General features: G+C 35.2%; 9 protein-coding genes. 5 read left to right on the top strand and 4 right to left on the bottom strand.

What is annotated here, in order from left to right; all coding sequences use genetic code 11:
• Positions 1 to 108: 108 nt before the first annotated feature.
• Positions 109 to 1,515 carry a MocR-like pyridoxine biosynthesis transcription factor PdxR gene (gene pdxR / locus EPK97_RS09650; RefSeq protein ID WP_162036721.1) on the bottom strand — a complete coding sequence of 469 codons (1,407 nt, stop codon included), beginning with the start codon at positions 1,513 to 1,515 and terminating at the stop codon, positions 109 to 111.
• Positions 1,516 to 1,849: 334 nt separating this feature from the next.
• Between pdxR and EPK97_RS09645 the strand changes: the two genes are divergently transcribed.
• Positions 1,850 to 2,812 (top strand): proline dehydrogenase family protein, encoded by a 963-nt coding sequence (locus EPK97_RS09645; RefSeq protein ID WP_162036424.1) that lies wholly within the window; start codon positions 1,850 to 1,852, stop codon positions 2,810 to 2,812.
• A 326-nt stretch (positions 2,813 to 3,138) separates the two neighbouring features.
• On the opposite strand, the gene EPK97_RS09640 is transcribed toward EPK97_RS09645, so the two are convergent.
• Together EPK97_RS09640 and EPK97_RS09635 are read right to left on the bottom strand one after the other, a co-directional pair.
• On the bottom strand, positions 3,139 to 4,176 hold the full coding sequence (locus EPK97_RS09640) for a ketopantoate reductase family protein (protein WP_162036423.1): 1,038 nt from the start codon (positions 4,174 to 4,176) through the stop codon (positions 3,139 to 3,141).
• Between the two features lie 110 nt (positions 4,177 to 4,286).
• Positions 4,287 to 5,165: an acetoacetate decarboxylase family protein gene (locus EPK97_RS09635; RefSeq protein WP_162036422.1), complete on the bottom strand. Its 879-nt coding sequence runs from the start codon at positions 5,163 to 5,165 to the stop codon at positions 4,287 to 4,289.
• Positions 5,166 to 5,833: 668 nt separating this feature from the next.
• On the opposite strand from EPK97_RS09635, the gene EPK97_RS09630 reads away from it, so the two are divergent.
• From EPK97_RS09630 to EPK97_RS09615, 4 genes are all read left to right on the top strand, one after another.
• Positions 5,834 to 8,479, top strand: a complete 2,646-nt coding sequence (locus EPK97_RS09630; protein ID WP_162036421.1) for a winged helix-turn-helix domain-containing protein — start codon at positions 5,834 to 5,836, stop codon at positions 8,477 to 8,479.
• Between the two features lie 215 nt (positions 8,480 to 8,694).
• Complete coding sequence (locus EPK97_RS09625) at positions 8,695 to 9,648, top strand: zinc-binding dehydrogenase (RefSeq protein WP_162036420.1); 954 nt, start codon at positions 8,695 to 8,697, stop codon at positions 9,646 to 9,648.
• Positions 9,649 to 10,149: 501 nt separating this feature from the next.
• Positions 10,150 to 10,764 (top strand): GNAT family N-acetyltransferase, encoded by a 615-nt coding sequence (locus EPK97_RS09620; RefSeq protein ID WP_170295502.1) that lies wholly within the window; start codon positions 10,150 to 10,152, stop codon positions 10,762 to 10,764.
• A gap of 113 nt (positions 10,765 to 10,877) precedes the next feature.
• Positions 10,878 to 11,429 (top strand): AAA family ATPase, encoded by a 552-nt coding sequence (locus EPK97_RS09615; RefSeq protein WP_170295501.1) that lies wholly within the window; start codon positions 10,878 to 10,880, stop codon positions 11,427 to 11,429.
• 161 nt (positions 11,430 to 11,590) lie between these two features.
• On the opposite strand, the gene EPK97_RS09610 is transcribed toward EPK97_RS09615, so the two are convergent.
• Positions 11,591 to 12,658 carry a DmpA family aminopeptidase gene (locus EPK97_RS09610; protein ID WP_162036419.1) on the bottom strand — a complete coding sequence of 356 codons (1,068 nt, stop codon included), beginning with the start codon at positions 12,656 to 12,658 and terminating at the stop codon, positions 11,591 to 11,593.
• Between the last annotated feature and the right edge of the window lie 189 nt (positions 12,659 to 12,847).

Genomic DNA, 12,847 nt, shown 5'->3' with positions numbered 1-12,847 from the left:
CATTAAGCTCTTATTTTGTTTTCTTTAGGAGACAAAAAATGAAGTGGTTTAGACGGATACATTGGATAGTATTAATAATTGTAATTTTGGAGTTTCTTTCTGAAATGATTATTTAACTCCAGCTCTTAACCTACTAATTCCCTTTTCTAATTTTTCTTCTTCTAAATTCCCATAACCTAATATAATCTTATTTAGATGTTTTCCTTTTTGGATTGCATGATGCTCAACAGGATAGATTTTAACTTGATGTTCTTTCAAAATGTTCTGAACTATTTCCTCAGTAAAAGAAATGTTTTCAAATTCAGCAATGAGGTGTAAACCTGTAGAATCACCTAATATATTTACTTGGTTTCCGAATTGTTTAACTAAACATTCTTTCAAACAATCCCTGCGTTTTTTATAGATTTTTCTCATCTTTCTAATATGGCGTTCTAAGTATCCTTCATCAATAAAACGCGCGATTGTCAGTTGTTCTAATGTAGGGGTGTGAAGATCCGTTAACCACTTTAGATTTTTACCACGTTCTACAAGTGAGTTAGGCAGAATGATATACCCTATTCTAAGGGCAGGAGAGAGTATTTTGCTAAATGTTCCGATGTATATCACTCTTTCTGGATCTAGTCCTTGAATAGAGCTAATAGGCGAGCCTTCAAATCGATATTCACTATCATAATCATCCTCTACAATGAAACAATTGTGCTGTCTAGCATATTGAATGAGTTGAATACGTCGATGGATAGGTAGAATACCACCTAGCGGAAATTGATGAGAAGGAGTAACATAGATGAAACCTGGATTAATATCTGTAGGAATTAGCTCCGTTTGCATGCCATGTTCATCAACTGGAATAGGGCATAGATTAGCTCCTGTTGCTGTAAATATAGTATGGAGTTCATATGTAATTGGATCTTCAATACAAACATCACTTCCATGAGAAAGTAATAATTGAGTGACCAGAGAGAAGGATTGAGTTGCTCCAGTTGTGATCACTACCTGATCAGGTGAGCAATGTACTCCTCTTGTTTTAAATAAGTATTCACATAAGACATTTCTTATTTCAGAAAGACCTTCTGGTTTTCCATAACCAAAAATAGAATCAGGTGCTTCCAAGGATACTTCACGAGAGAGCTGACCCCATTTTTTCTTTGGAAATAGATCTAATGCTGGAATACCAGATCTGAAATCAATGACATCTTCATCTGAAGCATCCATACTTGGTTCGATTTTTTCAGCAATTATTGAAGAATTATACTTAGTTTCCTGTTCTAAGTAAGTACCCTCAGCTACATAAGTTCCTCTACTTTGTTTGAACTCGATAAAACCTTCCGCATAAAGTTGATCATATGCTTCTAAAACTACATTTCTTGACACATTTAAGTTAGAGGAAAGTTCTCTTGTAGATGGTAATCTCTCACCACTAATTAATTTACCTAGTAGGATTTGAGTTCTAATTTGCTCATAAACTTGTCTAATTAAGGATTTATTTATCGTTCGATCTATTGGTATCCACATGATAGGGTGCTCCTCCATTAATAAGTGATTACTTTAGATACAGAATATTAGTGAAATGAGGGATACATACCGTTTCATTCATATCTATGTTTTTTCCCTATTATATCAAATAAACAGCCTCACAAGCAGAATGAAGGCAGATTACGAAGTTACTGACTTAAATACTGTACGGTTAGATACTTATACAATTTTGTATCATTTAAATATACGAATGTCTATAGGCACATGTGGTACCATAAAAATCTTTATTTAGTGGTCCTATATAAGACCAGTTTATCATGTTACTTTTAAGTGAGAAAGTTAATCATATTAACTTCATAATGAAAGGAGTAATTTGATGTTATCTACTGAAGAGTTGGTTGCTGCTAATGCATTAAAAACTATTGCAAGGAATGAACAGGTTAAACAATATGTTGAAAATTCAATGGATATATACTCTATACTTAAAAAAGCAGCTAAACGTTTTATTACAGGTGAAACAAGAGAGGAGGGGATACAGAAGGCTAAAGAATTAAATACTAAAGGTTATCCAGTATCATTGGAATATATCGGAGAAAATACATCTACTGAGGAGGAAAGTTGGAAAGCTAAGAATGAAATGATTCAATTGATTGAGGATATTAGTAGTGAAGGAATTGATTCTATTATTTCCTTGGATTTATCTCATATAGGTTTAGCTGTGAATGAAGATCTAGCAATAGAACACTTGAAGGAAGTAGCGGAAATCGCAAAACAACGAGGTTGTTATTTAATGATCAGCATGGAAGAATCAACAAAAACAGATAAAATTCTAAGTATTTATAAAAATATCTCCACTTTATACGATAACGTAGGCATTACGCTTCAAGTAAATTTAAAAAGATCTTTTGATGATCTAAAAGATCTGCTTCAGTATCCTGGTAAAATACGCTTAGTGAAAGGAGCCTATAAAGAGTTACCAGAAATTATGATTCCTCGATCAGAAGAATTAAATCATAGATATTTGCAGTTTATACAAATATGTGAGGAAGCAAACCATCCTATATCTATCGCTACTCATGATGAAGATCTATTAAATGACATAAAAGAGAGTAGTGATTATTTTGCAAAAGCGAATGTAGAGATAGAGATGTTATATGGTATTAGGCAAGATCTAATTAAAAAGTATAAAGAAGAGGGTTATAACTCAAGAGTATACATGTTATATGGTACGGAATGGTTTTTATATGTATGTCATAGAGTTGCTGAAAATCCTTCTAACATATATCAATTTATCTCTGATATGGTGAATCCAATAGCTGCAGAAGAAGAAAAGTATTAATAGACTAGGGAGATGTAGGTAGGGAGATGTAGGTAACTCCTTTTGTAAACATGTAAGGTGATTGCAATGTGTAGCATCATTTACCTATTTTCTTTTTGTCATTTTTGTATCCACGGCTTTTGGATTAAATCCTAATTATCTGGGAGTTATTCAAAGAATATTATATCTTGGAAGTTTCAGTTGGATTGTTTTCTTTTCTACAAAAACTTAATAATTTACAGCGGATGCCTTTCGATAAGGGAGACTCATTTTACTTCTATGATCAGCCAATTCCAACACTGACAACTATCTGTCTTTGAGTCTCCTAAGGTATTCATCATACAATTTTATTTATTCATTTCCTGTTTCACTTTTTCCCACACTTTCTCTACATCAAGTGGTTGAAAAGGGGTTTTCTTAAACTCCTCTTGGCATAACTTGTATATTGCTCGATTGTAAGGAGATTTAAGATTTGCCATATCTGCTAAGTGTATAAAATATCCATTTAATGATTCCAACTCGGAATCACTTTGCCCGCGTTGTATAATGTCTTGCCCCATACTGCTCATCACCATTTTGGAAAGGTTCTTTCTAAAGATCCCATCTGTAAGAAAATGGGGTAGCTTTACAGCCATAGTCATGGTTAACCAAGAAGGCATACCACCTAGACGACATTCCTTATACCCTGATGCTTTAATAATTTCCACACCTTCATACAGTAAATGGATTAAGATCTTTTTAAATAAACGAAAATTGTTAATTTCTCGACAACCATGACCTACTAAGGTTGTGAAGGAATTTGTTAGATTGACAATCATCTTTGAATGAGCTGCATCCTGTAGATGATCTGTGATGACCGTCTCTACTCCCAAATTAAATATATCTGAAACCAATTTCATCTCTGCTTCCAAAGAATTGTCTGGTGTACCTAGGATGAATGGACCCTTCTTCTGATATCCTATTACACAAGGCTCATCAATCCAAGCATTATAGCTGACTACTCCATAGATGATTTTTTTAAAATATTTGGGGAGTATCCGTTGGTTTTCCACCCCGTTTTGGAGAGCAACAATGATGGTATTTTCATCTAACTTATCCTGTATAGCCTGAGCTATTGAATCTAGGCTATAGTTTTTCACAGCTAAGACCACAATATCGACTCTTTCTAACTCTGACAAGTCACTAATAGATTGAACACGTATCGTTTCTGCCTTTTCTTTCCCCCCTTGTTGATAGGCAATGATTCCCCTACTCTTTAGTCCCTCTGCTACTTCACCACGATCGAGAATATATGTATTTTTGTATTTAGGACTAAGCCATGCACCAAGTGTTCCACCGATCGCCCCTGCTCCCAAGATAACCAAATTTTTCCCCACACTTCCCATACGCTTTCCCCCTTGATTTGTTTATCAAAGTTATTGTGTTTAAGTTTTGCATGAACGGTTTCAAATTGGACAAAATGATTGTTTTTTGCTAGATAGGTTTTGAGTATATTTTAGAGAGGTGATTTATAATCAGAGTTTGGCAAATCAAAGGCTGCCGTCATTCCCTTCGTAAAACGTGTTTGGAAAGGTTGTTCCTCAATTTCGAGGTCCTTTAGTACTTTCCCGCTTGGCGTGTTTCCGATTTTCAAGTAATTTTGATCTGGTTTTACATTTTTATTAAATAGTAGTTTTATGTTCTTATTCACATTGAAGGTAGATTTGAAGTTCGTCTCACTTTGCAAAAACTGATTATTAAAACGTGAATATAAGTTAGAAGTAACATCAAATTTAGTAGGATTACCATTCATAGGGACAGATAGTTCAAAGTACGATTGACCATCTTCCTCTTTTGCCACGGTAATGCATTTTCCTTCTTTCTCAAAGATGTCTATTTCTTGAGTTACTTTCGGAAGTCCCCAAATCTTATGACCCCGGATTGTATTTTCAAGTGATGTAACAGGCATAGAAAATACATAGTAACCAAAATTTTTAAACATTTTTTCAGAGACCATAGGAAGAATGGGAGGGTTGAAACCTGGGTCAACTAAGATGGGAATGCTCATTGCTATTTCGTTGTAACCTGGTATACCTAGAACATTTTTGTATTCATAACAGGAGAAGACTACGATCGTACGACCTTTCGGCATTCTTACTGGTTTCATTCGTGGGTGTGGCATTAGTCTCTCTGCATTCTGGTAGCCACACATAAATATACCTATGGCACACGTTACATCCCCGTAAAAGGTAGGGAATAAATAGTTTTTAGATAGGTTCTCATCTACTTGAATGGGTTTATCAGCGTGTCTAAGTTGAAAACGCTGGAAAAACTCGTCTTTAAACAGTTTTTCATTCTTGAGTAGTGTTTCATCATACTGCATAAGTTTCTTCATTTTCGTATCCTCCGAATTAATCTCATTAGGTTTTTATCAATTGTGCTGTAAAACCCTAGTTTAGGAACCATCAAGTTCCAACAAATCGCCATCTTTGATGATTTCCTGTACATTCCAGCCAGAAGTTTACATATGGGATAACAGTCTAGAAGTTAGAAAATTTCCTATTGTCATGGAAACCTTCAGGAAGTTACCCTCTTATCAATACTAGGAATTAGAACTTGATACGTTTGATTTTAGATTACCACAAAACGAAAGAGATTGTTTGTAGTTGGTTTTATAAGATCTTATACAATGCCAGATCCTACACAATTTCAAGTCTTTAAAGAACAGCAAACAATCAAAGATATAAATACCTGTGTGACTCACTAGCATTGGCTGTTACATCCTTTTCTAAATAATTAGTTTTAGAAATAGCAGTACAGTAGAGTTATAGAAAAATGAAACTAAGCAATCGGGCGCTCTTCTCGAAGAAGAGTGTCTTTTACATTTAAGGGTCATATCGTTGAGTAACGAAGATAAGGATATATGTTAAAATTAGGAAGAGATTGTGAAGGAATGTGCTAAGCTTGTCTTCAATATACTTAACATCTTGGAAATATATATATATAAAACTAAAAACCTTAAAATTAAAATAAAACAAATGTAATAACAGAAGGGAGACAGTGATGAATAAGACCATCTTATCTACCAAACTTAATATCCCAAAAGCTAGGCGAGAGTTAGTTGTCCGAAACCGTTTAATACAGCATTTAAACGAAGGGATGCATCGACATCTAACTCTCGTATCTGCTCATGCAGGTTTTGGGAAAACGACGTTAGTGAGCGAGTGGCTTGCGAGCTGTAATTGTGCTGTAGCATGGCTGTCGTTAGAAGAGGGGGATAATAATCCTAATTCTTTTCTCACTTATATCATTGCAGCACTACAGACGTTTGAGAAAGATTTAGGTAAGGAACTCTTGAGTTTAATCGGATCTCCCCAGCCACCTAAAATGGAAGTCATCTTGACTTCTCTTCTTAATGAAATCACTTCAATTCCATATCACTTTATTCTCGTACTTGACGACTATCACACGATTCATACTCAACCTATAAATCATGCTCTAACATTCCTGTTAGAAAATATGCCTCCACAGATGCATTTGGTCATAACTACTCGTGAGGACCCTAAGTTTCCTTTGGCGCGTTTACGTGCGCGGAATCAGTTGACAGAGGTTCGGAATTCAGACTTACGCTTTACCAGTTCTGAAGCTGCTAGTTTCCTTAATCAAGTCATGAATTTGAAGCTATCAAATAATGATATCGTTGACTTGGTAACTAAAACGGAGGGGTGGATTACCGGGCTTCAACTAGCTGGGATTTCAATGTGCGGACATGGTGACCCCTCAAGTTTTATAAAAACATTTACAGGTAAACACTCTTTCATTGTGGACTACTTAGTTGAAGAAGTTCTTAAGCAACAGTCAGTATATGTTCAGGAATTTTTATTGCGAACATCGATCTTAGATCGTTTATGCGGCTCCTTGTGTGATGCTGTTATACAAGATACACCTTTAATAGGGCAGCAAACCCTTGAGTTTCTAGAAAAATCGAACCTGTTTATTATTCCTTTGGATAATGAGCGTCGCTGGTATCGGTACCACCATCTTTTTGCAGAATTGTTAAAACAAAAATTGTTGCAAGATCTTGATTATTCCGCAGAGAACAAAAGAGTAGATATTGCACAATTACATATAAGCGCAAGTATATGGTATGAAAAAAACAACTTTGAGATTGAAGCATTTCAACATGCTGCTACAGCTGGTGATGTAGAACGAGCTGAACGTTTGTTATTGGGGAATGGGATTCCTCTTCACTTTCGTGGAGCAGTAGTCCCTGTATTGAAATGGCTTAAATCATTATCAACAGAGACAATGAATGCTAATCCTACATTATGGGTTATGTATGCTTCAGTACTCTCGATGTCTAGTCAGCTTAACGAGGTTGAACCTAAATTACTCGCTGCTGAAAGAGTCTTGAAAGGACTTGAGATGAATATGACAACTCGGAACCTTGTTGGGCATATTGCTGCCATACGAGCGTTTCTGGCTACGATGCAAAATAAAGTAGACTTGATTATCTCGGAGTCCCTTATTGCACTTGAGAAGTTAAGCCCCAACAACTTGGCGGTTCGAACTGCTACAACCTGTAAGTTAGGTGTAGCCTATGAACGACAGGGTGATCTTACAAAAGCGAAACAAGCTTATACAGAAGCTATTTCTATAAGTAATGCGTCTGAGAATAAAATCGTTGAGATATTATCTGTAATAGGTCTAGGGAACGTACAAGCAAAAGAAAATCTTCTCGAGCAAGCTTTCAAAACATACCAGCAAGCTCTAAAAATGAAAGATGATACACCATCATCATGTTCGTATAATGCATACACAGGCTTAGCTCGTATTTATTACGAATGGAACGATTTAGATGCTGCCATCGAACATATAGAGAAGAGTACACAACTAGCGAAGCAAATAGAAAATGTTGATCAAATCATTACAAGTAAACTTCTCTACGTCCAAACACTGCTTGCGAAAGGAGATATGGACGGCGCATCAATGATCTTAAATGAAATAAAACAGTATGTTATTCAATATAACTTAGAAGATCGAATTTCAGAAGTCAGCGAGACAGAGGTACACTTGCTAATAAATCAGGGGAAACTTCTTTCTGCAGAAAAATTAGCTGAGACGTACAAACTCCCACTTTGTCAGGCAAGAGTATATTTTTCTCAAGGAGACATAGCTAAAGCTCTGAATGAGTTAAACGCTTTCTATCAAGAGGTAAAGCTTAATGGAATAAGGGATAAAATGTTAAAGGTTATGATTTTAAAGACAGTTATTTTTTATATAAATGGTGAAACAGACAAATCGTTACAATTACTAACAGATAGTCTATTAGAGGCAAAGTCTAGTCGCTTTGTTCGTACTTTTCTCGATGAAGGGGAGCATATGGAGAGGTTATTGATTAAAGCATATGCTAATAGGGTTATGCCAGAATATATAGAGCCCTTGCTAAAAGCATTTAAGCTTGAGAAGCTTGATTGTGAAGAACAAACGAATATGACTCATTCTCAGCTCCTATTTGAACCTTTGAGCCAACGTGAGCTAGAGGTTTTACAGCTGATAGGACAGGGACTTTCAAACAAAGATATTTGTAAAAGACTTTTCATTGCCTTAGACACTGTTAAAGGACATAACCGAAGAATATTTGATAAACTTCAGGTTAAAAGGCGCACTGAGGCTGTAGCCAAAGCACGTGAGATGGGCTTAATGTAAGTCCCTTAAAATGGAATTTAATCGAGTAAAAACAAGTTTCCATTATCTCCTTCAGCTCAGTCCAGTTCGTATATCGCTGATTAAGCATTTGTATTGAAAAAACAACACTAAAGAACAACACTAAAGTGTCTATGAGTTTATAAAGGATAGGATTAAAATAGTTATAGTCTTAAATGAAACTGCTGTATTTATGAATAATTTAAGGAGGAGATATTGTGAAAGCGATTATATGCCAAAAATACGGACCACCTGAAGTCCTTCAACTTAACGAAGTGGAAAAACCCATTCCCAAAAACAATGAAGTACTCATAAAAATACACTCAACAGCAGTAACTGCAAGTGATTGTGTAATCCGGGGTTTTAAAATGCCTGGCAATCCTAGTTTTCCTAAAAAGCAAATAATGGAACTAATGATGAGGCTATTTATAGGTTTCTCAAAACCGAGAAATCCTATTATCGGACTGGTATTTTCCGGAGTTGTTGAATCAGTAGGCAAAGATATTAAGGGATATAAAAAAGGTGACCAAGTATATGGATTTACAGGTATTAGCCGTGGAACGTATGCTGAGTACAAATGTGTATCCGCAAAAGAAGCTGCCCAAGGGGAGCTGGTAATAAAACCGAACAATATAAGCCATAAAGAAGCTGCAGCAGTAGTTTATGGCGGAGCCTTAGCAATGCATTTTATGAAAGACATGGATATTCAAAGTGGACAAAAAGTGCTTATTTATGGAGCTTCAGGTGCAATAGGAACTACTGCGGTACAACTCGCAAAACACTTTGGTGCTGAAGTCACTGCGATATGCAGCTCATCAAATATAGAATTGGTAAAATCTCTGGGGGCTGATAAAGTGATAGATTACACTAAAGAGGATTCTATAAACCAATTAGAACTTTATGATTCTATCCTTGATGCTGTTGGAAAAAACAAAAGCTCGAAACTAAAAATACAATGTAAAAAAGCACTTAGTCAGAATGGGAAATACGTGTCAGTAGACGATAGACTTTTAAAGATACACCCTCATTATCTTGTTAAACTAAACGAGTTAATTGAAGCAGGACATGTTAATGCGGTCATAGACAGGAATTATCCCTTAGAAGAGATAGTTGAAGCTCATAAATACGTAGACAAAGGACACAAAAAGGGAAATGTAGTAATAACTGTATAATATTCAGGTAATAAGAATAACGAACGCACAACAATGTGTATAATCCATAAGGGTTGAAATGCTGATTCGTTATGGATTTGAATAGATTAATCAAACTTTTTTATAAAAATTAAATAGTCGATCTCAAATTAGAATCCATTTTGATCAATCTTTTTTCAAAATGGATTCTTTTTGTTAGCCATAGAATGTTGGTTTGCGTGAGGTTTTTGATCAAACTTTATTCAAAACCAACATGAACCCTAAAGCTATTTATACATACAAATGATAACAACAGGAGAGATGAAGTAATGTTAGATGTGTTTCAAGTAGCTGATATTTTGGCGGAAAATGTAATAAAGAAATATGCACAGGATGTATTGATACTATAAAGATCAACAACATCATAAGGATTCTAGGTGGATTTTTAATCCAGGTGTTGTAGCTGAAAGTGATTTGGATGATTGGAAAAAATAGAAAGTTGAATGTCTGATTTGGTATACTTGGTATTAGCAGTAGGGAGGATTGTGGAGTAAGACAGGTGTTCTAAAAGATGTTAATAGAAAATCAGATTTCTACTTAATTATTGGAGAGGTGCGCTACGTGAATACTTATTTCATCAAATTAACTGAACCTAATAAAAGCCTAGTGGACGTGTTTAATCGGTGGGAAAACGATCCTACTTTGATCCCGTTGACTCGCCCTAACCAAAACAAGTCAGAATTGGAATGTCAGAGAATCATTAATATAGAAACCTTATTTCAACGGTTAAAACACGTTCATATCTACCTGATATATCTGGATGACCAGTTAATCGGCGAAATGAACTACATGGTCGATCCGAGCCATCTGTACAAAAAAGAGCCAGGAACTGCCTGGGTAGGGATTACGATTGGTGAGCCCGAAGGCCGTGGTAAAGGGATTGGTTATGTGGCGATAAAATATTTAGAAGATCAAATTAGGAAGGAAGGTCTTAAACGTATTGAATTAGGAGTATTTGAATTTAACAAACAGGCAAAGAAGCTGTATCAGAAACTGGGCTACAAGGAAATCGGCCAAATTAATGATTTCACCTATTGGCAAGGTAAAATGTGGACTGATATTCGCATGGAGAAGTGTTTAGGAGACAACCTTAACTGAATTCATAGCACTCTTAGAGAAAAGGGCGCTTTTCTCTAAGAGAAGTGCCTATCTTTATGATTTGGGACCTTTTGTGGAAGAACGTGATTGACTTATTTATGAGAGGGGAATGAATGTTTGTGAAAGTCCAAATAATTGGTGGCTCAGGAACTGGCAAAAGCACATTAGCAAAATACATCAGTGAAAAGGAAAATATCAAGTGGATTGATACAGATCACTATTTTTGGAAAGATAGTTCTTTCTCGGAAAATAATCCAATTGAAAAACGGATCGAAATGTACCAAAAAGATATTAGTTCTTACGATTGTTATATAGCATCTGGTTCCATTTTTATGTGGTTTCCTGAAGGTTTTTGTAACCGTAACCTTTTAGTTTTTCTTTCACTTGATGAAGAAGTCCGTATGAAACGCTTAAGGAAAAGGGAAATCGAACGAAAAAACCTTAGTCAAATGTGGCTAGATGAAAATGGTGAGTATACAAATGACTTTTTAGAATGGTGTAAAACATATTGGTCAGAAGAAGATAAGGGTAAGGCAGGTACATATGCGGAACAATCCTATCAAATGTCAATATCAAAGAGTCCTGTCATAAAGATTGACAGCTCTCGACCTCTCGATGAACTCTACGCTGAAATAATGAGCACTTTAAGTAAAGAGAAAAGATAGCTGTCTAATAAGAGGGATTGTACAAAATCGATCCTTTACAATTGCGGAACAAGAAAAGTGTCAGAAAAATGTTCTTCTGACACAATATACAGTGCAAAGATTATATGTTTTGTTTAGCTAAAGGGATTAGTATTAGTTAATAGATGCAGAATTTTAACACTCTACTTGGTTATTTCAATATTGAATTTTGTTATTAAATCTTTAAAAGCAGGTCTTTCATTTCCATCTTTTCCAACAACATGCGTAGCAGTTACTAAAGAATTTAGAACTGCCTCTTCGGTAGCCTCCCCAATAGCTCTAAATGTCAGGTCCATATCTTCTTCATGGATCATTGGAATTAAATGACAATTAGAAGTTTTTTCATGAGGTATCTTTGTAGCTGTGGAAAAACCAATTACCACTTCACCACTTCCATTTGTAATAATGGAGCCAGTACGAGATAATCCTGTTACCGCTCGTTTGATAATACGGTTTAGCTGTCTTTCTGTAACTGGGAGATCAGTACCAACAATTATTATTATAGACCCTTTATCCTTTTCCTCGTAAGAATTGATGATAACATCTCTCAAATCTTCACCAACAGCTTTACCATTTATTTTCAAGTCACTCAAAATTCCAAAGTTAGATAACACCAAAACTCCCATGGTATAATTTCCATGTTCCATTGACATTAATCTAGAGGAAGTTCCAATACCACCTTTTAAAGAATAACATAACATTCCAGTACCTGCTCCAACTGTACCTTCCTTAAATTCGGATGATGCATTTGATAATGCTTTGAAAATATGCTCTTTCGTAATAAATCTACCTCGAATATCGTTTAGCAGCATATCATTGCATTCACATATAATAGGATTAACTGATCCTGTCGTACGTCCAATTTCTGGGTTATGATTCAGCATATGTTCAATTAAAGCATCGGCTGCCGTTCCAATACTTAACGTATTTGTTAATATTATTGGAGTTTCTAATGTTCCTAATTCCTCAATTTGAATAGTGCCCATAGTTTTTCCAAAACCGTTAATAACGTGACTTGAGGCAATTAATTTATCTCTAAATATATTCCCTTGATGAGGTAGGATAGCTGTGACACCTGTTTGCATTTCCTTATTGCTAAGAGTTACATGCCCAACTGTGACTCCTTCTAGATCTGTAATTGAGTTTAAGTTTCCTGTTTCTAAACGGCCTATTTTTACATCGTAATCTCTTATTCTTTTTTGACTTAACATATTCATCCGCCTTTCATTCCTATAATTCCATTTTTTCAAAAGGACACAAGAATATCAATACTTAAGCGAATTATTCTATTATAAGAAATAATCTTACTAAAATTTGTTTTGATATCACTTGAGTTTTAAAAGCTAACGGATTTTTTCTTTAATGAAAAATTAAAAAAAATTATTGAACAAAGAGTACTT

Source organism: Chengkuizengella sediminis (assembly GCF_010078385.1).
Lineage (GTDB): Bacteria > Bacillota > Bacilli > Paenibacillales > KCTC-33759 > Chengkuizengella > Chengkuizengella sediminis.
The sequence above is the reverse complement of the archived record's forward strand: the minus strand, read 5'-3'. Positions and strand labels throughout refer to the sequence as shown.

Bases quoted from the DNA above. Each gene is read 5' to 3' on its own strand.
- EPK97_RS09610 (WP_162036419.1), bottom strand. From the start codon at position 12,658: ATGTTAAGTCAAAAAAGAATAAGAGATTACGATGTAAAAATAGGCCGT.
- EPK97_RS09640 (WP_162036423.1), bottom strand. From the start codon at position 4,176: ATGGGAAGTGTGGGGAAAAATTTGGTTATCTTGGGAGCAGGGGCGATC.
- EPK97_RS09635 (WP_162036422.1), bottom strand. From the start codon at position 5,165: ATGAAGAAACTTATGCAGTATGATGAAACACTACTCAAGAATGAAAAA.
- EPK97_RS09615 (WP_170295501.1), top strand. From the start codon at position 10,878: ATGTTTGTGAAAGTCCAAATAATTGGTGGCTCAGGAACTGGCAAAAGC.
- EPK97_RS09630 (WP_162036421.1), top strand. From the start codon at position 5,834: ATGAATAAGACCATCTTATCTACCAAACTTAATATCCCAAAAGCTAGG.
- EPK97_RS09645 (WP_162036424.1), top strand. From the start codon at position 1,850: ATGTTATCTACTGAAGAGTTGGTTGCTGCTAATGCATTAAAAACTATT.